This window comes from Qipengyuania marincola (assembly GCF_029688625.1).
Classification (GTDB): Bacteria; Pseudomonadota; Alphaproteobacteria; order Sphingomonadales; family Sphingomonadaceae; genus Qipengyuania.
The window spans coordinates 833920-855152 of record NZ_JARULC010000002.1 but is presented as its reverse complement, the minus strand read 5'-3'; the positions used below and the strand labels follow the sequence as shown (position 1 = coordinate 855152).

At 61.1% G+C, this 21233-nt stretch carries 20 protein-coding genes and 1 pseudogene; 15 read left to right on the top strand and 6 right to left on the bottom strand.

Features of this window, described 5'->3' with window-relative positions; all coding sequences use genetic code 11:
• Positions 1-333 (bottom strand): ArsR/SmtB family transcription factor, encoded by a 333-nt coding sequence (locus P8Q88_RS09510; protein WP_120325042.1) that lies wholly within the window; start codon positions 331-333, stop codon positions 1-3.
• A gap of 253 nt (positions 334-586) precedes the next feature.
• Positions 587-976: a MerR family transcriptional regulator gene (locus P8Q88_RS09505; protein ID WP_342357298.1), complete on the bottom strand. Its 390-nt coding sequence runs from the start codon at positions 974-976 to the stop codon at positions 587-589.
• Between the two features lie 75 nt (positions 977-1051).
• Between P8Q88_RS09505 and P8Q88_RS09500 the strand changes: the two genes are divergently transcribed.
• From P8Q88_RS09500 to P8Q88_RS09490, 3 genes are read left to right on the top strand one after another with little or no spacing between them, the layout of a single operon-like run.
• Positions 1052-1399 (top strand): mercuric transporter MerT family protein, encoded by a 348-nt coding sequence (locus tag P8Q88_RS09500; RefSeq protein ID WP_185884312.1) that lies wholly within the window; start codon positions 1052-1054, stop codon positions 1397-1399.
• A complete protein-coding gene (locus tag P8Q88_RS09495; RefSeq protein ID WP_278323580.1) occupies positions 1392-1604 on the top strand; it encodes a GDCCVxC domain-containing (seleno)protein in 213 nt (70 codons plus the stop codon). Before P8Q88_RS09500 ends, P8Q88_RS09495 begins: the two co-directional genes overlap by 8 nt.
• Complete coding sequence (locus P8Q88_RS09490) at positions 1597-2928, top strand: dihydrolipoyl dehydrogenase family protein (protein WP_278323579.1); 1332 nt, start codon at positions 1597-1599, stop codon at positions 2926-2928. Before P8Q88_RS09495 ends, P8Q88_RS09490 begins: the two co-directional genes overlap by 8 nt.
• A gap of 166 nt (positions 2929-3094) precedes the next feature.
• Here the strand turns inward: P8Q88_RS09490 and P8Q88_RS09485 are convergent, their stop codons facing one another.
• The gene (locus P8Q88_RS09485) at positions 3095-4855 is read right to left on the bottom strand and encodes a TonB-dependent receptor (protein WP_229660415.1); all 1761 of its coding nucleotides are present in this window, start codon (positions 4853-4855) and stop codon (positions 3095-3097) included.
• Positions 4831-5172 (bottom strand): annotated as a pseudogene (locus P8Q88_RS09480) (PAS domain-containing protein); the annotation flags it as partial. The pseudogene P8Q88_RS09480 and the gene P8Q88_RS09485, both read right to left, overlap by 25 nt.
• A gap of 383 nt (positions 5173-5555) precedes the next feature.
• Here P8Q88_RS09480 and dmeF point away from each other — a divergent pair.
• The 10 genes from dmeF (at position 5556) to P8Q88_RS09430 (ending at position 17433) form a co-directional block, all read left to right on the top strand.
• Positions 5556-6509 (top strand): CDF family Co(II)/Ni(II) efflux transporter DmeF, encoded by a 954-nt coding sequence (dmeF, locus tag P8Q88_RS09475; protein WP_278323578.1) that lies wholly within the window; start codon positions 5556-5558, stop codon positions 6507-6509.
• 123 nt (positions 6510-6632) lie between these two features.
• A complete protein-coding gene (locus P8Q88_RS09470) occupies positions 6633-7007 on the top strand; it encodes a hypothetical protein (RefSeq protein ID WP_123880465.1) in 375 nt (124 codons plus the stop codon).
• Positions 7008-7070: 63 nt separating this feature from the next.
• Positions 7071-8324: a TolC family protein gene (locus P8Q88_RS09465; protein ID WP_278323577.1), complete on the top strand. Its 1254-nt coding sequence runs from the start codon at positions 7071-7073 to the stop codon at positions 8322-8324.
• An 11-nt stretch (positions 8325-8335) separates the two neighbouring features.
• On the top strand, positions 8336-9484 hold the full coding sequence (locus tag P8Q88_RS09460) for an efflux RND transporter periplasmic adaptor subunit (RefSeq protein WP_123880461.1): 1149 nt from the start codon (positions 8336-8338) through the stop codon (positions 9482-9484).
• Positions 9485-9521: 37 nt separating this feature from the next.
• Positions 9522-12785 carry an efflux RND transporter permease subunit gene (locus P8Q88_RS09455; protein ID WP_147367507.1) on the top strand — a complete coding sequence of 1088 codons (3264 nt, stop codon included), beginning with the start codon at positions 9522-9524 and terminating at the stop codon, positions 12783-12785.
• Positions 12786-12807: 22 nt separating this feature from the next.
• Entirely contained in the window at positions 12808-13179 is a 372-nt protein-coding gene (locus P8Q88_RS09450; RefSeq protein ID WP_046904065.1) for a SpoIIAA family protein, read from the top strand.
• Complete coding sequence (locus P8Q88_RS09445; protein ID WP_008603820.1) at positions 13176-13805, top strand: cation diffusion facilitator family transporter; 630 nt, start codon at positions 13176-13178, stop codon at positions 13803-13805. Before P8Q88_RS09450 ends, P8Q88_RS09445 begins: the two co-directional genes overlap by 4 nt.
• 24 nt (positions 13806-13829) lie before the next feature.
• Complete coding sequence (locus P8Q88_RS09440; RefSeq protein WP_244982564.1) at positions 13830-14309, top strand: cation transporter dimerization domain-containing protein; 480 nt, start codon at positions 13830-13832, stop codon at positions 14307-14309.
• 92 nt (positions 14310-14401) lie between these two features.
• Positions 14402-16042: an acetolactate synthase large subunit gene (locus tag P8Q88_RS09435; RefSeq protein ID WP_278323576.1), complete on the top strand. Its 1641-nt coding sequence runs from the start codon at positions 14402-14404 to the stop codon at positions 16040-16042.
• Positions 16039-17433: an aldehyde dehydrogenase family protein gene (locus P8Q88_RS09430; protein ID WP_123880454.1), complete on the top strand. Its 1395-nt coding sequence runs from the start codon at positions 16039-16041 to the stop codon at positions 17431-17433. The genes P8Q88_RS09435 and P8Q88_RS09430 overlap by 4 nt, the downstream gene beginning before the upstream one ends.
• Before the next feature lie 137 nt (positions 17434-17570).
• Here P8Q88_RS09430 and P8Q88_RS09425 read toward each other — a convergent pair whose 3' ends face one another.
• Positions 17571-17969, bottom strand: coding sequence for a MerR family transcriptional regulator (locus P8Q88_RS09425; protein ID WP_008603824.1), 399 nt, complete (start codon positions 17967-17969; stop codon positions 17571-17573).
• Positions 17970-18044: 75 nt separating this feature from the next.
• Between P8Q88_RS09425 and P8Q88_RS09420 the strand changes: the two genes are divergently transcribed.
• A complete protein-coding gene (locus P8Q88_RS09420) occupies positions 18045-18662 on the top strand; it encodes a cation efflux transmembrane domain-containing protein (RefSeq protein WP_119511747.1) in 618 nt (205 codons plus the stop codon).
• Positions 18663-18758: 96 nt separating this feature from the next.
• Positions 18759-20711, top strand: a complete 1953-nt coding sequence (locus tag P8Q88_RS09415) for a cytochrome c/FTR1 family iron permease (RefSeq protein ID WP_278323575.1) — start codon at positions 18759-18761, stop codon at positions 20709-20711.
• 17 nt (positions 20712-20728) lie between these two features.
• Here the strand turns inward: P8Q88_RS09415 and P8Q88_RS09410 are convergent, their stop codons facing one another.
• The gene (locus P8Q88_RS09410) at positions 20729-21205 is read right to left on the bottom strand and encodes a hypothetical protein (RefSeq protein ID WP_278323574.1); all 477 of its coding nucleotides are present in this window, start codon (positions 21203-21205) and stop codon (positions 20729-20731) included.
• Between the last annotated feature and the right edge of the window lie 28 nt (positions 21206-21233).

Sequence of the window (21233 nt, the reverse complement as noted above, 5' to 3'; positions counted from 1 at the left end):
TCAGCAACAATGGGAAAGTTCGGCGACAAGCGGCTCGCAAAGCTCTGCGCGACCTTCACAGCAATCCTTGGCGAGAAACAGCATCAGGTCGCGCAGGACTTTGATGTTTGCCCGTTGGATCATCTGTCGCCCCCGCTTCTCAGGTATGACGAGATCAGCGCCGACGAGGATCGCGAGGTGACTCGAAAAAGTGCTCTGCGTGAGGCCCGAGGCTTCCACGAGCTGGCCGGTAGAGAGCCCGTGGGGCTCGCTGCGCACCAGACGACGGAACGCATCAAGCCGCGTCGGGTGCGCGAGCGCAGAGAGTGCCTCTAGTCCTGTGGTCGACTTCATCCATCGGCAATTATCGATGGATTGCAAGGCCGTCAATTCTTATCGATATTTTTCGATGAATTGCGGAGGCGTTCCGCGCAACTGTTCATTGACGCCAGAAGGGAGAATGTGCGGATGCACCGCTCTGAATCCCTAATCCGACTGTCGGTTGACGCCCCCTCGGCGGCTGCGCCCCCTCTGGTGCTCTGCTTCCTCGGCGAAAGGCGCTTTAGATGGGTGGAAACCCGTTGGCCTGTCGCTTTGATCCGTTGGGCTAGCCTTCGCCGGCTAGGCTTTCCAATACCGGGCACCGATCAACACTCGTGGTGCCACATTGCTCGATCAGTTTAGCGAGAGCGTTCTCCATACGCTCAAGGTCGGCCCGCTTCGCACGGACGCTCGCGAGGTGCTGTTCGGCGATCGATTGCACCTCATCGCAACGCACTTCGTGGCCTGGCGTTAAGTCAAGCAGTGCCCGCACCTCCTCGAGGGAGAATCCGAGTTCGCGCGCGCGCCGAATGAAGCGGAGGCGCTCGGTGTCGCAAGGACCATAGTCGCGGTAGGCGCCTCTTCTCGGCGGAGGATCGATAACGCCTATCCGTTCGTAATACCGGATTGTCTCGATGTTACATCCGGTCCGCTTAGCCACTTCGCCAATTTTCAAAGCCAACCTCTTGAGTCTGTAGTTGCTACAGACTGTAAATAGGTGTGCGAATCAAGATTTGCAAAAGGACGATCGATGCGCGGCATCAGCACATGGTGGAACGGATTGGCGACGGGCGGGGGTGTCTTTGCAGCCTTCGGGGCAGCTGCATGCTGTGCACTTCCCTTGATGCTCGCGTCGGTGGGTGTGGGCTCGGCGTGGCTTGGCAGCATCTCGCCGGTTGTAGCCCCCTATCGCGTCCCGCTGTTGACCCTCGCGTCGGCTCTTCTTCTCGCTGCCACCCTCCGTTTGCTCTGGCAGTTTCGGCGGGCACGAACATGCCCCGCGGACAGTGCATGCGGATCATCGACCTATCGGGGGCTGACCGCCATAGGAATTGCCATCGGTGCGGCCCTGCTGACAGGTGCCTTCCTTTATGGCTGATCCGATCCTGATCTCGCGCTTGCGCTGTCCCGAATGCGGTCATGAGGAGGACATGGAAATGCCGACCAACGCTTGCCTGTTCTTCCATAACTGCGCGGGTTGCGGCGTTCGCCTTCAGCCGCTCCAAGGCGATTGCTGCGTGTTCTGCTCATACGGCACCGTTCCCTGCCCTCCGATTCAGGAAGGGGACTGCTGCAATGGCTGAGAATTTCGATTTCGTCGCCGTCGGATCGGGAACTGCTGCGCAGGTCGCGGTCCACCGGATGGCTGACGCAGGGAAGCGTTGCGCGGTCATCGATTATCGGCCTTACGGTGGCACATGTGCGCTGCGGGGATGCGACCCGAAAAAGATGATGGTGAGTGCAGAGGAAGCGCTCGCTGCATACAGGCGAATGAAGGGGAAGGGCATCGAAGGTTCGGTTTCGATTGACTGGGGCGACCTCCAGGCATTCAAGCGGAGCTTTACCGACCCCGTCCCCGAAAAACAGGAAGCTCGCTACGAGCGAAAGGGCGTGGCGACCTTCTACGGAGCGGCGCGCTTTGCTGGCCCCGACAGGATCGCGGTAGGCGACAGGGAACTGAGTTTCTCGCACGCTCTTATCGCAACGGGAGCGGAGCCTCGGCCACTTGGCATCGAAGGCGAGCCATTGCTGACCCACAGCGATGCATTCCTGGAACTTGAAACCCTTCCAGATAGGATCGTATTCGTCGGCGGCGGATACATTGCCGCGGAATTTGCCCACCTCGCCGCACGCGCCGGAGCAAAGGTCACCATCGTCCAACGAGGCCGCATTCTGAAAGCCTTCGACCCTGACACGGTCGATTGGCTCATGCCGAGTTTCGACGATCTCGGCATTGAAATCGTGGATGCCGAGGTGAACGGCGTAACGAAGACAGCCGGCGGTCTGACCGTGCATGCTGGCGACCGCAGGATCGAAGGGGACTTGGTGGTGCACGCTGCCGGAAGAGTCCCTGCGATCGGTTCGCTCGATCTGGGGGCGGGAGACGTCGCCTGTGACGAGGGTCGCTTGGTGCTTACCGCTCAACTACGAAGCCAAAGCAACCCCAAAGTCTTCGCGGCGGGTGACGCTGCTGCAAATGGTCCGCCACTGACTCCGGTCTCCAGTCATGATGCCAAAGTGGTTCTTGAGAACATACTCGAAGATAGCGGCCGAGCTCCGAACTATTGTGGGGTTCCTAGTGCACTTTTCACGGAGCCGCCGGCGGCGCGGGTCGGAATGCTGGAAAGCGAGGCGCACGAGGCAGGTTTGGATTTCACGGTGAATGCTGGATCGCACCCAGGTTGGTTTTCGGCAAGGCGGCTGAACGAAGAGATCTACGGCCACAAGGTGCTGGTCGAAACTGGAACAGGACGCATCCTTGGGGCTCACCTGGTCGGCCCTGACGCTGACGAACTGATCAATATCTTCGGCTTAGCCATCCGACATGGGCTTAATGCGGACGATATTAAATCGACTATGTTTGCTTACCCTACAGCTGCCTCCGACGCCGGATCTATGTTGGGTTGAGCAGCACCCGATCGCCGGAGTTCTCTCCATTCCAACCCAACGACTGCTTTCACACAGCGGTGTAATGCGACCAATGTCCGCTCACGGGTCGCAAGCCGAATGTCCGCTATCTGCGCCTTGTCGACCAGGACCGGACTGACCACTAGCGGCCCCATCGCAGCCCAACTTAGAAGTCGGCAGAGATGCTGGCTTTGATTGTGCGCGGGGTTCCTTGCAGCAGTGCGGCAGAAAAGACGTCGAACGCGCTGGCCCAGTACTTTTCGTTCGTGATATTATCGGCCGAAAGGCGGAGCGTGACCGGCGTGTCGTCCGCCGCGAAGACGTAGCGCGCACCGAGATCGATACGCGTCCAGCTATCGAGTTCGAGCGTGTTGGCGGCATCGACCCACTGCGGACCCGTGTGCACTGCACGCGCTGTGATCGTCGCGCCAGGCACAAAGCCCAAGTCCCACTCCAAGTCTGCATTGGCGGTGTATTCGGAAACGCCAGGTACCTCGTTGCCGCTGACGAGCTTCGCATCGGTCAGAGCTGCGCCGCCGATCAGCCTCAGGCTGGGTGTCAGATCGCCGTTGACCGTGAACTCGATGCCTTGGTGCGTCTGATCCCCGAGGTATCCGAAGCTGCCGTCGGCAAGCACACCCTCTCCCGGTCGCTCAAGGCGGTAGGCGCCGAGACCGACGAAGACATCGCCCAGTGCCAGCTTGCCTCCAACCTCGTACTGCAGCGACTTGCGGGGCGCGAGCACCTCTCCCGGATTGCTGACGAGCGCCGGATCGAGGGGCGCTGTCGGACCTTGCTGGAGCGCCTCGATCCGGTTGCCATATAGCGACAGGCCATCGAAGGGCTTGAGGACCACGCCGATTACGGGCGTGACTGCGCTTTCATCGTATTCGGTCGCCAGGTCGCCGCCGAAATAGCTGTAGCTCTTCACATTGATGGATTGCAGGCGCAGGCCCGCCGTGACCTGCAAACGGTCTTCGATCATCCCGATTGTGTCCGATGCGAAAGCACTCCAGAGCCGCGTCCGCGAAATCGGGAAGGGATCCTCAAGGTCGCCGCCGACGAGGGCCGAAGACGGCAGTTCGACCTGCGGGGCGTCGTAGATATTGGTGGCGTAGCCGGCAAAACCAGGCCCGTAACGGAAATCATAGGCGTTGCGGTTCACCTGCCAGCTGGCATTGCCGCCGAAATTGAACTCGTGGGTGATCGCTTCGCCCAACTTCACGCGGATGCCAGCTTCGACCGCTTCGTTATTGTCGGTCCGCGGGACGAACAGCGCCGTGCCGCTGGCAGCACCGCTACCGGCATCGAGAACGGTAATGCCGCCGTAAATGCCTTCCTCGCGCCCGTCGCGCGCACCGGCCCTGAAGTATGCCAATGCATTGTCGGCAAGATCGTATTCCACGGCCAGCGCGCCGAAAACATCGCGCAGTTCGGTGTAGGTGAAATCCTGCGCATAGTTCGCATCGCCATCGGGAACGGCGGGGATCGTTGCGCTTCCGACGGTGACCTTCGGCCGCAAGGCGTCGATCCGGACATTCTGGAACGCCAGGTCGAGAGCCGCCCGTAGGGGGCCACTGTCATAATCGATCGCACCGCCCACGACCTGAGTGCGGCGATCTTCACGGTCGATCGACGTTTCGCCGTCACGATAGGCTGCATTCAGGCGAACGCCCCATTCGCCGTTCTGGCCAAAGCGGCGAGCGACATCGAAGCTGCCGCCGAAGTGGGCATTCTCGCTGGCTGAAACGGTTACGCGATTGAGGTCGGTGTCTCCGGCCCTCTTGAGCTGCAGATTGACGCTTCCGCCAAGTCCCGATCCGCCCGGTGCTGCACCGTTCAGGAAGGCGCTGGCGCCGTTGAGGACCTGGACGCTTTCAAACAGTTTTGGAGGGCGGTGCGCTTCTGCTCGTCGATATCCGTACAAGTGCCGATCCAGCGCTGTATCTCACCCTGCTCGTTGAGGATCGGCAGCGCACGACCGATCATCCAGCGATAATCACCGCTGTGATGCCTCAGGCGATATTCAACCTCGTACGGTTCGCCGGTAGCGAGGCTGTGGTTCCATTTATTCCATGCATCGGCCTGGTCATCCTCATGAAACATCCCGGCCCATCCTTCGCCGTCGGTTGATCCGACAGGGACACCCGAGAATTCATACCAGCGCGCATTGTAATAATCGTGGGAGCCGTCGGGAAGAGTCGACCAAACCATCTGCGGCATGGTGTCGGCGAGCGCATGGAAAGCAGCTCCGGCGGATTGCAGCGCATGCTCTGTAGCCAAGGGCAAGACATCCGGCGCCGAGGAGGATTCGCGGCTGCCAAGCTGGAAATTCGTGATGACTTTTGCATTCATGGCCAGCTTGTGACCTTCCCGGGATGAACAGAATCGGACCGATAGGATACCTGTCGTATCTTGTTGATTTTCAAACGCTGACGCTCATCGCACAGGTAGGATTGAGAGTAAATGCAGCGGATATCGCGAGAAGTGAGGTCCTACTTTTCGCAATACCAGATTCTCGGTCTGACTGACGGGAAGGAATTACTAGGTCCGAAATTCACCTCGGTCTCGGAGTCGAAAGCTCCATTCAGGTTTCGCCCTTCCGTAATACCGATTATCAGCCTCGCATGCACCACGCCGACTCTAAACCGCTCGCCCATGATCACAACTTTCTGAGCGCTTCGCACGACGCGCATGAGCAGCGCACGCGCTATGTTGTCGCGTTGACCGCCGCGATGATGGTGATCGAAATTGTTGCGGGGCTGTGGACTGGATCGATGGCGCTTCTCGCCGATGGTATCCACATGGCGACCCATGCAGGTGCCTTGGGCGTCGCGGCCTTCGCCTACTGGTTTGCCAAGCGCCATGCGAACAACCCGCGTTTCACATTCGGTACCGGCAAGGTGGGCGACCTCGCCGGCTTCGCGAGCGCGCTTGTCCTCGCCATCTTCGCAATCGGGATCGCGGTTGAATCGGCTCAAAGGTTCGTCAGTCCGCTCACGATTGCCTATACCGAGGCTATCTGGATCGCCGTGCTCGGCCTCGTGGTGAACCTCGCGAGTGCCTGGCTGCTTGGTGCCGATCATCACCATGGGCATGATCACGACCATCATCATCACCACGACCATGCGTATGCCGATAACAATCTGCGCTCCGCCTATTTCCACGTGCTTGCCGATGCCCTGACCTCCGTCCTGGCTATCGTGGCCCTTCTCGCCGGCATGTACCTCGGCTGGGCATGGATGGACGCGGCAATGGGGCTGGTGGGTGCTTTCGTGATCGGGCGCTGGTCATGGTCACTGCTGCGCGATACCGCTGCCGTGCTTGTCGACGCCGAAGCGGCCTCTGAACGGTACACAGAGGTGCGCGAGGCGCTCGAGGACCGGGACGCCGCGATCGGCGATCTGCACATCTGGCGGATCGGTCCTGGCAAGTATGCAGTCATCGCCTCGCTCATCGCCGATGATCCGCTCGCGCCCGACAATTATGCCAGCCGACTTTCAGAGCATGCAGAATATGTGCACGTCACGATCGAAGTTCATCGCTGCGAGCATCCGCATCCCGAGCTTCGCGCGGCCTGATCGCGCCGTTCTAAAAGACCGAAACAGTATTCGAGGACTGTTATACTGTAACAAAAGACTTATACTTCATCGTGTTACGGAACTTGCAATCTTGATGCGGTTTGCTAGGAGCCGTTGGAATCCATGACTACAAGCTATCGTCGCCTTGTCCTGCACCCTTTCGTCGTCCTGCTCATGCTGGTCGCGATGGTGTTCGTGACGGCGGCGGATGCTGCTGCTTGCGGTGCCGAAGTGGCGCCCGGAAGCACGCCCGTTCTGGCTTCGCTCGATAGCGCGTCTGCGTCATCCGCAGCCGCCGATGAAGTGCCGGGCGATCCGGATGCGCCGGCCGAGCAACACGGCGTGTGTGGACACGGCCATTGCCATCACGGGGCGAGCTTTGCCGGCACCGTGCAGAAGAATTCGGTCCCTCACTTGGTCGTGGTTCCCGATGCGCCTCCCGCCGAAGCGCTCGCTTCCGAAATTGCCGACCGACTGAAGCGCCCCCCTCGCGCCTGACGACCGTCACCGCGCTGCATGCCGCAGCGCAGTTCGGATCGTCAGCAGAGGAATTTTCGAAAAATGTCAGCCATTCATTGGCGAGGGGTCCTCCTTGGAGGGCTGTTCCTCGCCGCTCAAGCCACGACCGTGGCGGCGCAGGAGCGTGAGCTTCTGACGCTCGAAGCTGCGCTCGCTCGTGCGGGCATCGTCGACAGCGCAGATGAGCCCCCAGAAAATCCGCGCCTGATCGGACCGCGGGCCGAAGCCGACGCGGCGCGGGCCCTGGTCGACCAGGCGCGGCTGCGGCCCAACCCCGAAATTGCTTTCGAAGCCGAAAACATTGCCGGAAGCGGCGCATTTTCGGGATTGCAGGCCACCGAGTACACTTTGTCCCTGAGCCAGCGGCTCGAATTGGGCGGCAAACGGGGAGCGCGCGTCCGCGCCGCCCAGGCGGAAGCGCGCGTCGCGGCCCTTTCAGGAGCGCTCTCGGTTGCTCAGCTAGGGCGATCGGTACGCGAACGCTATGTCGAAGCCGTCTCCGCGGCAGCCCGATTGGAACTCGCGCGGGACATAGTCGAGCGCAATCGCGAGCTTGCCAGGATCGCAGGCGTACTGGTCGATGTCGGACGGGAGCCTCCCCTGCGCTCGCTTCGTGCCGAAGCGGCACTTGCGGAGGCGCTCGCGGAGCTTGAAGCGGCCCTGGCCGCCGACAGTGCGGCGAGGACTGCGCTCGCCGCGCTTTGGGGCGAGGCAACACCTGCTACGGACGTGCCTTCGGTGTTCCCCGAGATCGAACCTCCGGCGACGCTGCTCGCCTCGCCTTCGGCCTTACGTCTTCAGGTCGCCCGTGCCGAACGCGAGGCTGCAGATGCCGCGATCGCCCGGGAACGCTCTTTAGGCATTCCGGATCCGGCGATATCCGCCGGTGTCCGACGGTTCGAGGAAAGCAGAGACCAGGCGTTCCTCGTAGGCGTTTCGATCCCGTTTCCGTTCAGTAATCGCAACCAAGGAAACATCGCTGCTGCCGAGGCGCGGCTTCGCGCCGCGACGGCACGGGAGGCGATTGCCCGCACCGATTTCGAACTCGAAGTCACGCAGGCTCGCGGACAATTTCTGGCAGCCGAAGCGCGGGTCGAGACCCTCGCGGAGACGTCCTTGCCCCAAGCCGAGGAAGCCTTGCGCCTCGTTCGGATTGGCTACCGCAACGGCAGATTTCCGCTGATCGAAGTTCTGGCTGCGGCCGAAGCGCGCGACACCATCCGTGAAGCATTGATTCAAGCCCAGGAAGATCGTGGCCGCCTGGCGGCGACGCTGATCTGGCTCGGCGCACAATGAGGTATTTCCAAATGAACCGTAGACGTCTGGCCGTTTTTATCGGCGTGATCGTTTCAATCGCCGCTGCAGTGTTTATGCTGTGGCCAAGTGGCAGTGCCGACCAGCACATTGAGGAAACGAGCGAGGAGGCCGAGCTTCCCGAAGGGCTTGTCCTGCTTGGCGCCGAACAAATCGAAGCGTCCCAGATAGAGGTCGAAACCGTCGGTCAGGGATCGGCAGTCGAGCTGGTCTTTCCGGCCACCGTCGCGGCAAGCCCGACGGCAAGTGCCCGCATCGATGCCCGCGCAGCGGGCGTAGTCCGCAGTGTCGGCAAAACGCTGGGTGATTACGTGAGGCAGGGAGAGACGATTGCCCGCATCGAGAGCGCCGACGCCGCTGCTCTTGCGGCGCAACTCAGCGCAGCGGGCGCGCGGGTCAACGAATTGTCTGCTGCCTACGATCGAGAGCGCCGCCTTTTCGAAGCCAATGTCACCGCGCGGCAGGATCTCGAGGCCGCCCGAGCCAATCTGCAGGTTGCTCAATCGGAACTTGCGCGTGCCCAAGCGGCAGTCTCGGCGGCGGGTGTTAGCGGCGACGGGCGCTCCCTCGCGGTTACGAGCCCGCTCGCGGGCCGAGTGACCTCGGCGCCTATCGTTCTCGGGTCCTTCGTCGAGGCCGGAGAAGAACTCTACCAGGTCGTGAACCCGAGCGGCATGCAGGTCGAGGTTGCCCTCCCGTCGGCTGAAGCAAGCCGCATCCAGCCTGGCGACGAGGCCACGCTGGAAATCGCGGACAACCGGGAAGTGGGTGCGCGCGTGCGATCCGTCACTCCCTCGCTCGATCCCGAAAGCCGCAGCGCTACGGCGGTCCTGTCGCTGGCAAGGCCGATCCCCGGCCTGCAACCCGGTGCGTTCTTGCAGGCACGTATCCGCCCCTCGGGTGAGGTCGATACCGGCCGCATGTCGGTGCCGGAAAGTGCCGTCCAGACAATCGATGGCGCAGAGGTGGTCTTCGTTCGCACGCGCCGCGGGTTTCAAACCCGTCGAGTGGTCACCGGTGCGCGTTCGGGAGGACGGGTGGTCATCGAGTCCGGTCTCGAAGCAAATTGGCGGATAGCCACCGCCAACGCCTTCTTGCTGAAGGCTGAACTCGAGAAGGAGGAGGCCGAGCATGGACACTGATCACATGCAGGACGCGGATCGCCCCCACCGCCATGGCCTGATCGGCATGATCCTCGACGTCGCCGTGCGCTTTCGCTGGGCGATGGTCGTGCTGACCCTCGGTGTGGCAATCTTTGGCGTGGTGAATTTGCTCCGCCTGCCCATCGATGCTGTGCCCGATATCACCAACGTACAGGTGCAGATCAACACCGAGGCACCAGCCCTTTCGCCCTCGCAAGTCGAGACGCAGGTCACCTATCCTGTCGAAACCGGGCTTGCTGGCATCGAGGGTCTGGAAATGACACGCTCGATATCGCGCAACGGGTTCAGCCAGGTGACCGCGATTTTCGAGGAAGGGACCGACATCTATTTCGCGCGTCAGCAGGTCAACGAACGGCTGACGCCCATAAGCGCTTCGCTGCCCGAGGGTGCCGAACCGGTGATGGGACCCATCTCGACCGGCTTGGGCGAAGTGCTCATGTATACCATCGAGTACGAATATCCTGACGGCAAGGAAGCGCCGCGGGGCGGAGCGGTCGGATGGCAGTCCGACGGGAGCTTCGTGACCGAACGTGGCGACCGGCTCGACAGCGATGTTGCCAAGGCTGCCTATCTGCGAACCATTCAGGACTGGGTGGTTGCACCGCTCATGCGGTCGGTCGACGGTGTGGCAGGTGTCGACTCCATCGGCGGCTTCGAAAAGCAATATCTCGTCCAACCCGATCCCGCACGATTGACCGGTTACGGTTTGTCGTTCGACGAGGTGATCGACGCGCTGGAAGCGGCCAATCTCGCCGAAGGGGCCAATTTCGTCGAGCGGGCCGGTGAAGCGCTCCTCGCCCGGGTCGATGCGCGCCTCGGCAGCGTCGAGGATATCGAGCAGGCGGTCGTTTCCACCCGCGAGGGAGTCCCCATTCGCGTGGGCGATATCGCCACGGTCAGTATCGGCGGCGACCTGCGAACGGGCGCGGCGTCGCTGAATGGCGATGAAGCAGTCGTGGGGACCGTGCTCATGCGCGCGGGCGAGAACAGCCGCACCGTTTCGGCCCAGGCGGCCGAACGGCTTGAGGAAGTCCGCAGCTCCCTGCCGGAAGGAATTGTCGCGGAGATCGTCTACAACCGGTCTTCCCTGGTCGATGCGACGATCGCGACCGTCGAGAAGAACCTTGTCGAGGGCGCGCTTCTGGTCATTGCGATCCTGTTCTTGCTGCTGGGCAACATCCGGGCAGCGATCATCGCGGCGCTGGTCATCCCCTTTTCCATGCTGATGGCATCGATCGGAATGAACCGGCTCGGCGTTTCGGGCAATCTCATGAGCCTGGGTGCGCTGGACTTCGGCCTGATCGTCGATGGTGCCGTCATCATCGTCGAGAACAGCGTCGCGAGGCTCGCGGCTCGACAGGAACACGAGGGCCGACTTCTTACACTTGGTGAGAGGTTGACGGAAACGCGGCTTGCCGCGCAGGAAATGATCAAGCCAACCGTGTACGGCCAGGCGATCATTCTTCTCGTCTTCGCACCGCTTCTCACCTTTACCGGCGTCGAAGGCAAAACCTTTTCACCCATGGCGATCACGGTCATGCTCGCGCTCGCCTCGGCGTTCGTGTTGTCGCTGACCTTCGTCCCGGCAATGATCGCCATCCTGCTCAACAAGAAGCTGACGGAAAAGGAGGTCAAGCCGATCCGGATCGCCAAGGAGCGATACGGACCGCTGGTCCGCAAGGCGATCACCCGCCCCTGGCCGGTCATCGGCATGGGCGTCGGCATCTTCGCCTTTGCGGCCTTCGTGTTCAGCTTCCTCGGGAGCGAGTTCACACCGCAATTGGACGAGCGCGACATCGCCGTGCAATCGCTGCGTATTCCTTCGACATCGCTCGAACGTTCGCTCGCGATGCAAAGGCGGGTAGAGGACCGGCTCGAGCAATTTCCGCAAGTCGAGCTTGTCTTTTCGCGGACGGGCACGGCGGAAGTGGCCAGTGACCCGATGCCGCCGAACGCTTCCGATGCGTACGTGATCCTCAAACCCCGTGAGGAATGGCCCGATCCCGACCTCGCCAAGGACGAGTTGGTCGCGCAAATGGAGAGCGCCCTCAGCAGTCTCGTCGGCAACCTTTACGAGTTCAGCCAACCGATCGAATTGCGGTTCAACGAATTGATCGCAGGCGTTCGCGGAGATGTTGCCGTCAAGATCTACGGAGACGATCTCAGCGCCATGACCTCGGCGGCGAACGAGGTTGCGGGCGTGCTGCGCAATGTCGACGGCGCCGCGGACGTCAAGGTCCAGCAAGTGACCGGGTTCCCCACCCTCGATATTGCCTTCGATCGGCCAGCGATTGCCCGTTACGGGCTGAAGGTCGAAGACGTTGCGCAATCGGTGGCGATCGCACTGGGCGGTCGGCCTGCGGGCCTCGTTTTCGAAGGCGATCGCCGCTTCGATGTGGTTGTGCGGTTGTCGGACGCGACCCGCGACGATTTCGACCAGCTCGGTGCTTTGCCGGTGCTGCTCCCGAACGGGGCAACCATACCGCTACGCTCGGTTGCCGAGTTCCGTGTGGTGGATGGTCTCGCGGAGGTTCGCCGGGAACAGGGACGCAGACTGGTGATCGTTTCGTCCAACGTGCGAGAACGCGACCTCGGGTCTTTTGTAGAAGAGGCCCAGGAAAGGGTTGCGGCGCAGGTCGAACTGCCCGCTGCCGCGTTTATCGAGTGGGGCGGTCAATACCAGAACCTCCAGGCTGCTCAGGAAAGACTTCAGATAGTCATTCCTATCGCTTTCGCGGTCATTCTCTTGCTGCTTTACATGGCGGTTGGGGGCTGGGTGCCGGCGCTCGCCGTATTCAGCGCGATCCCGTTGGCCCTGGCAGGCGGGATTTTCTCCTTGGCTCTACGCGGGATGCCATTCTCGGTATCTGCGGCGGTAGGCTTTATCGCCCTGTCGGGTGTGGCGACCTTGAATGGCCTCGTGATGGTGACTGCGATCCGTCAGCGGCTCGACAGGGGCATGGCGCTCGATGACGCCATCGTCGATGGTGGATTGGCGCGCCTAAGGCCGGTTCTCATGACCGCGCTCGTTGCATCGCTCGGCTTCGTGCCGATGGCCATTGCGACCGGGACCGGCGCGGAAGTGCAACGTCCCTTGGCGACAGTCGTCATTGGAGGGTTGATCACCGCCACCGCGCTGACCCTTTTCGTCTTGCCCGCAATCTTGAAGCTGGTTTTCGGGACCAGAGAAGATGACCGGACCTGGCGACAGCGTTGGTGGGACAGGCTGCGGCGCAATGTGACAAGCGATGAGCAGCGCGAGCTGAAGGACATCACATGACCGATCGGGAAAGGAGAATACGGTGCTGGCACTGAAGGAAAAGAACGGACTGCTCTGGATACGTGCCGGAGGCAGGCAGGGGGATGAAGCCTATGACCGCTTTGTTCCCCAATTCGAACATATCGCAGAGCGCGAGGCCGGTACCGTCCCGATGGTGATCGAGCTCGCGCCTGACTTTTCGGGTTGGAACTTCGGAGGTCTCTGGCGCGATCTCAAGTTCGACATCCGGCATAAGGATTGTTTCGGCCGGATCGCCATAATCGGCGACAGCGAATGGGAAGAGTGGGGCACGAAATTGTCATCCTCACTCTTCCGCACCGAAATGAAGTTCTTCCGGCCAACACAGCGTAGTCATGCGGAAAGCTGGGTACAAACCGAGGAGGACGCAGCATGAGTGGCGGACATGAGGTCGATGTCGGGTCGCCTGAAAAGCGCAAGACCCTGTGGGTTGTCCTGTGGCTTAACGTGGCCATCGCGATCGGCTTTTTCGCGGTCGGGTATTTTGCCGATTCTAATGCGCTGTTGGCGAACGGCCTCGATAATTCATCCGATGCCATCGTTTATGCGCTCAGCCTGCTCGCGCTGACCCGCTCACGGACCTGGAAACGCGGGGCCGCACGTTTCTCCGGCATCATGCTGCTGATCTTCTCTGCTGGGGTTATCTTCGATGCTTACCGACGGTTTGTGGAAGGGTCCGATCCGGGCGGGATATTGATGATGGCGATGGCGTTCATCGCGGGGATGGTCAATCTCTATTGCCTGCGCCTGCTGCAGAAGATGGAGAACAAGGACGTCAATATGCGGGCGGCGACCACCTTCAGCTTCAACGACTTTATCTCTAATGGCGGGATCATTATCGCCGGCATCATTGTGATGCTGACCGGAACCAACTGGCCCGACCTCGTTGTGGGCATCGCGGTAGCTTGCATCGCTCTCTATGGCGGCATCGAGATTCTGCGCGACGCTCACATGGATAGCCACGACGATGCGGGAACCAAACACGGCGAGAAGAGGAATTGACCCTATTCGATCTTCCTGCACAATGTGTCCGATGCGCTGGCTTCGGCCGGTGTGATCGTGGCTGGCGTGCTCATTCTGCGATACGAACTTTATATCGCCGATCTGACCATCACGGTGGTCATTGGTGACTTTGTGATCTGGCAGGGCGTTACTTTGTTGCCTCGCACGGTGCGTCTCTTGATGGGCGCGGTGCCGGACGAAAGCGAGTTCGATCGCATTGTGAGCGACCTGCGTGACGCAGAAGGCGTGGCCGACGTCCATCACGTCCAAGTCTGGAGCATCAGCGAGCATTATCGCGCGCTTGAGGCGCATGTCGTTCCTGCCGAATCTTCGTTGCAGGCTTTCGAGGATGTGAAGGCGCGGGCTCGCGGTATGCTCGAGACGCAGCACGCCATCGCCCATGCAACGTTCGAAGCCTGTCTCGCTGCGGACTGTGATCCCGACATGATCCCGGACCATCAGGTCGAGAAGAACCATCATCACGACCATGACCGCGACCATTGACAAGCGCGGCGATCGGGTCGGTCGCTGTGGGTAAGCTGCTTGGCAGCGCACGACATGAACCGCCCTGCAACCCGTAAAATGAGGACCAACGAATGAAAGCTTCCGATCTTATGGTCGCCGCGCTCGAGGCCGAGGGCGTCGAATATGTTTTCGCCGTTCCAGGCGAAGAGAACCTGGATCTCCTGGAATCGCTGCGAACTTCCGCCATCACGCTGGTTCTGGCCCGTCACGAACAGGGCGCTGGCTTCATGGCGGCGACCTATGGCCGCCTGACCGGCAAGGCAGGTGTGTGCCTGGCAACGCTCGGGCCTGGTGCCACGAACCTGACCACACCGGCGGCCTATGCCGCGCTCGGGGCCTTTCCGCTCGTCATTATTACTGGGCAGAAACCGATCAAGACATCGAAACAGGCCCAGTTCCAGATTGTCGACGTCGTTTCCCTGTTTACGCCGCTCTGCAAGGCTTCGACCCAGATCGTGAACGGCAATCGCATTCCCTCGCTCGTTCGCGAAGGTTTCCGTCTGGCGCAGGAAGAAAGGCCGGGCGCTGTACTGCTCGAGCTGCCGGAAGATATCGCTGAAGAGGAAACGATCGAACCGGTCATACCTCCGCATTACAGGCGTTATGCGGTCGCCGGAGATGCTGCGCTCGACGAAGCGGCCGAGCGCATCATCGCGGCTGAGCGGCCATTGCTCCTGATCGGTGCCGGAGCGAACCGCCGCCGCGCTTCGAAAGCGTTGCGCAAATTCGTGTCTGATACCGGCTTTCCATTCTTCGACACCCAGATGGGCAAGGGCGTGGTCGATGAAGATAGCGAGCTCTATCTGGGCACCGCGGCGCTATCGTCGGGCGATTATGTTCACTGCGCAATCGAAAAGGCCGATCTGATCGTCAATATCGGTCACGACGTGGTGGAGAAGCCGCCCTTCTTCATGGAGCCGGGCGGGCAGACCGTCATCCATATCAATTACAAGGCAGCCGAAGTCGATCAGGTCTACTTCCCGCAGCTCGAGGTCATCGGCGACATCGCCGGATCGGTCGAGCGGCTGGGAAACCGCCTGGATGGCAAGCTGCAGTGCGACCGCAGCTATTATACCGCCCTGCATCACGAGATTGCATCGGCCATCTCCGAGACCAGCGACGACGAACGTTTTCCAATGGTCCCCCAGCGCGTGGTTGCCGACGTACGCAGCGTAATGGCGCGCGATGATATCGTTGCGCTCGACAACGGCATCTACAAGATCTGGTTCGCCAGAAACTACATCGCCCACGAGCCTGGCACCATCCTGCTCGACAATGCATTGGCGACGATGGGTGCTGGCCTTCCATCCGCCATGATGGCTGCGATGCTGGCGCCGGGGCGCAGAGTGCTCGCGGTATGCGGCGATGGCGGGTTCATGATGAACTCGCAGGAACTGGAAACGGCCGTCAGGCTTGGACTGAACCTTGTCGTTCTCGTTCTGAACGATGCAGCATACGGCATGATCCGCTGGAAGCAGGACCAGCTCGGCTTTCCGGACTACGGCCTGACCTTTTCCAATCCCGACTTCGTCACCTACGCACAAAGCTATGGAGCGACCGGTCACCGGGTCGAACGGAGCGCAGATCTTGTGGCGGTCCTGAACGACGCATTCGAGGCTGGCGGCGTGCATCTCGTCGATCTACCCGTCGACTATTCCGAAAACAAGAAGGTGCTGATTGATGAACTCGGCGCAAAGGTGTGTGAGCTATGAAGACGATCGTTCACAATCCGTTCGACCGCGAGCCGGTTGCAGAAGTGCCGCTAATCGACTGGCCTCAAATCGATGAATGGCTGAGTGAAGCGCAGTTGCTCCACCGCGACCGCCATGGCTGGCTTGCCGTGCACGAGCGTATCGCCATCCTCCGGCGGGCTGCGGATATCATGCGCGAACGAGCCCAGGATCTGGCTCTCCAGATCGTCAGGGAGGGCGGCAAACCCCTGATCGATGCGCGCGTGGAAGCCGGTCGCGCGATCAGCAGCGTCGACTTGTGCGTTCAGGCGCTCAGCGATGGCGGCGGCCACGAGATCCCCATGGACCTGACAGAAGCGGGTGCGGGAAGGACGGCATATACCTTCCGCGAGCCGATCGGTCCTGTCGTGGCGATCTCGGCATTCAATCACCCCCTCAACCTGATCGTCCATCAGGTTGCACCGGCGGTAGCAGCCGGGTGCCCCGTTCTCATCAAGCCTGCGCTGGAAACGCCTCTGTCATGCCAGAGCTTCGTGAGCATTCTCCATGAAGCCGGCCTGCCCGAGGCCTGGTGCCGGTTCGCACCTTGCGGCAACGATATCGCCGAAAGAATGGTAACCGATCCGCGCACGGCGTTCTTCTCATTCATCGGTTCTGCGAAAATCGGCTGGATGCTTCGCTCGAAGCTGGCGCCGGGGACCCGCATTGCTCTCGAGCACGGCGGCGCGGCGCCGGTAATCGTGGACAACGGCGTGGAGCGCGCAGCAGTGATCGCCTCGTTGCTTAAAGGCGGGTTCTATCATTCGGGTCAGGTCTGCGTTTCCGTACAGCGCGTATTCGTCCCTGCTGCAGAATTGAAAGACTTCGCCAATGACCTAGGGCGAGCTGCCGAAAAGCTGGTCGTGGGCGATCCCGCCGATGCTCAGACCCAATGCGGACCCCTGATCCGAACGGAGGAAGTTGACCGCGTCGAACGCTGGGTCGATGAAGCCATCGCAGCAGGCGGCACCCTGGTGTGCGGGGGAAGCCGTCTGAGTGATACTCTTTTCTCCCCGACCGTCATTGTCGATCCTCCCGAAAGTTCCAAGGTATCCCAGGAAGAAATCTTCGGCCCCGTGATCTGCGTGTATGGCTATGACGATATCGACCTGGCTATCAAGCAGGCCAATGCCCTGCCTTACGCCTTTCAGGCCGCTGTATTCACGGATCGCCTGTCAATCGCCAATCATTGCATACAGTCTCTGGCGGGATCGGCTGTGATGGTGAACGACCATACGGCATTCCGCGTCGACTGGATGCCTTTTGCAGGGCTGCGCCGCTCCGGGCTTGGCGTCGGCGGGATCCCCTACACTATGGCGGATATGAGCATTGAAAAAATGGCCGTCTGGAACTGGCCGACAGCAGCATCATAACCCGTTCGACAGACCCGGGATGGCGACACGGGCAGCTTCGCACCCGTCGGCCTTTCCCGAAGTTAAGTCTCTTAGGGGCGGCGGACAAAAGCCGTGCATCGGCGAGCCTGACCGAACTGGCGCACGAGGCGCGGGCATCAAGGCTCGGTGGTACCGGCAAGTGCATCGATGATGCGACAATCGCCTACCGTGTCTTGCTCGCAGGCAGCGATCATGCGCCCAAGCTCCGTCCGCAACGCCTCCAGGCTGGCGATCTTGCGCTCGACTTCGCCGAGATGGCTTCTGGCCAGAGCGTCAATGCCCGCGCAGGACCGGTCGGCATCATCGGAGAGATCGAGCAATTCCCTGATGCGTGCCATCGAGAAGCCGAGATCACGCGCGCGCCGTATGAAGTTAAGGCGCGCTTCCTCTGCAGGTCCATAGTCGCGATAATTGGCCTTCGTGCGCGGAGGGGCAGCGAGGATACCTTCGCGCTCGTAGAAGCGGATTGTTTCGGATTTGACGCCGGTTATCCGGGCAAGTTGACCAATTCTCATGACAAAGGCTCCTGCCGCTTGACCTTGTAGTTACTACAAGGTGCATAGGGCGGATCGACGCAAGGAGTCGAGTAAATGGGAAAGACCTGCTGCGGCCCCGATGAGGCCGGTGCAAACAACAACGATCCGACATGGCGGCGCATTCTGTGGATCGCGCTGGGCCTTAATGCAATCATGTTCGGTGTGGAGATCGTGGCAGGCATTGCTGCGGATTCGCGCGCCTTGCAGGCCGACGCGCTCGACTTTCTCGGTGATGCGGCAAACTATGCTATCAGTCTTGGCGTAGCGGGGATGGCGCTCGTCTGGCGCGCACGTGCGGCTCTCGTAAAGGCGGCGACCATGCTGGCTTTCGGCCTGTGGGTGCTCGGCTCGGCCATCTGGGGTTTCTTTGTCGGGGCGTCGCCCGACCCGGGAACGATGGGCGCCATCGGTTCTCTTGCTCTGGCGGTAAATCTCGCCGTCGCCGCGATGCTGTTCCGGTATCGCTCGGGCGATGCGAACATGCGCTCGGTGTGGATCTGTTCGCGCAACGACGCGATCGGTAATATCGCCGTGCTGGCGGCAGCGATTGGCGTTTTCGGCACCGGCCGTGCGTGGCCCGATCTGGTTGTGGCGAGCATCATGGCAGGACTGGCGGTGTGGGGAAGTGCCGAAGTCTTCAATCAGGCACGCGGCGAACTGCGCTCTACCTAAACTCCAGAATATCCCCGCGATCGGGGGTTGGAGGAAATACATTTCCGTCTACACCCTGCTATTGCGAATTAATTGCAACAGATATAGAGACCCCTCATGCATCGCATCGTCTCCGCCACCGTCCATCCGGCACTGCGGCTCATTCTGCTGGCGCTTGCGCTGTGTCTGTCCGTCACCGCGAACGCGGAAGAACCCGACGTGCGAACCACCTGGCGTCTGCTCGATTATATCGCGGTCGACTACGCCTCCGCCGTTTCCGAGGGACGTGTTGCCGACGAATTCGAATATCGCGAAATGGTGGAGTTTTCCGATGTCGTGGCGCGGCAGATCGCTGCATTGCCGGATACTAAAGACAATCACGCACTCATCCGCCGATCGGACCAGCTGCGAGCTCTGATCGCCAATAAGGAACCCGCCGAGCGAGTTGGGCGCTTAGCGCGCGCGCTGGCAGCCTCGTTGCTGACAGCCTACCCGGTTCCGCTTGCCCCTTCGCAAGCGCCCGACCTTGACCGCGCCCGCACTCTCTTCGCGCAGAACTGCGCCTCGTGTCACGGCGCCGCCGGAAGTGCGCCACCGGCCGCAATGCAGGCACTTGATCCCCCGCCGATCGACTTCACCGATATCGACCGGGCGCGGCAGCGCAGTGCGTTCGGGCTTTACCAGGTCATCACGCAAGGGCTGGAAGGAACGTCCATGGCCAGCTTCGCATCGCTGTCCGACGAGGATCGCTGGGCGCTTGCATTCCATGCCGGCAGCATTGCTTTTGAAGATGTGGCCAAGGGCGAGCGTATTTGGCGGGAAGATGATGGCATACGCCAGCTTGTCCCCGATCTCGAGACGCTCGCCGCGCTCACACCGGAAAGTCTGGCCGAGCAGATCGGCGAGGACCGTGCGCTCGCCGTCATGGCCTATCTTCGCGCCAATCCCGATGCGGTGGGACAGGCAAATGACGCAGGTTCGCTCGCCTTCGTTCGCGATACGCTCGATCGCAGCCTGTCAGCTTATCGGGCTGGCAACCGAGAGGAAGCGCGGCAGCTTGCCCTGTCTGCCTATCTCGACGGGTTTGAACCCCTGGAGGCCCTCCTGGCAACGCGCGATGGCGGTTTGATGCGGGAGGTAGAACAGGCGCTCGGGCAATTCCGGACCGGAATAGAGTCCGGTGCGAATCCATCCGAACTACAGCAACTAAGGGCTCGCATCGATAGTCTGCTGGCAAGAGCCGAGGAAGCGTTGGCTCCTGAGGCGGCCAGCGAAATCTCGACCTTTCTCGGGGCGTTCACCATTCTCCTGCGCGAGGGGATCGAAGCAATTCTGGTTGTGATCGCCATGATCGCCTTTGTGAAAAAGTCGCAGCGCTCCGAGGTATTGCCCTATATCCATGGTGGGTGGATCGCTGCTCTTTTCGCAGGTGTCGCCACCTGGGTCGTAGCAACCTACTTCGTAAGCATCAGCGGGGCGAGCCGCGAGATGACCGAAGGGATCGGCGCGCTGCTTGCGGCTGTCATTCTCGTATCGGTCGGGATCTGGATGCACGGCAAATCCCAGGCCGAGGAGTGGCGGCGCTATATCCAGGAAAAAATGGGCAAGGCGCTTTCGCGCGGATCGGCATGGTTTCTCTTTGGTCTTGCCTTCGTGGTCGTCTACCGGGAAGCGTTCGAGACTATCCTGTTCTACGCTGCCCTGTGGAACCCGCAGAGCAGCGGCATCATACTGGCAGGTGCCTTGTCCGCAGTAGCGCTGCTGGCGCTCATTGCTTGGGCCATGCTGCGCTACAGCCGCAAACTGCCGATCACCCAGTTCTTCCGCTATAGTGCTATCCTGATTGCGATCCTTGCGGTCATTCTCGCGGGCAAGGGCGTGGGCGCTTTCCAGGAGGCCGGAGTTCTTTCCGCCACTTTCATTGCCGGCTTGCCGCGCCTCGCCGAACTCGGCTTCTTCCCGACTGTCGAGACGATCGGCGCGCAATTGCTCACGCTGCTCGCTCTGATTGCCGGATTCCGGATAAGTCGATCACCATCGGGACCGCAGCCGGCAGCTGTCGAGGGATAGGTGATCCCGGTTTGCGATCAGCGGGGTCCGGTGCCGAGACGGCGCGCGAGCCACAAGGAGGCTGTGGGAACCGCGACCCACATCGCGATCGGTATGAGACCGATTTTGGTTCCGGGCACAAGCGGCATGATTGCACTATAGGACCACCCCCAGTCGGCACCGACAGCCAGCACTTCGACCATGGCAGTAATGGCCAGGCCGATTCCCAGGAACACGACAAAACGCGAGATCGGCCAGTCTACGAGCCACGGCGTTTTACCACTGCCGACAGAGGCGCCGAGATAAGCGGCCACCATGATCCCGGCATCGCCGAACGAGGCCAGGCCGCAGCGACGTGCTGCCTCGGCAGGCGACAGACCTCCCGACTGGTAGAAAGGAAGCTGAAGCATCTCCCAGGCGAAAGCGATGAAAATTCCGAACAGGGCGATCCAGAGCGCTGGATGAGCACCGCGCCATTCGCGCGATTTCTCAGAGATTGGGTTTTGATCCTGCATCGTCTTATCCGTTACTCGCGCCATCTCC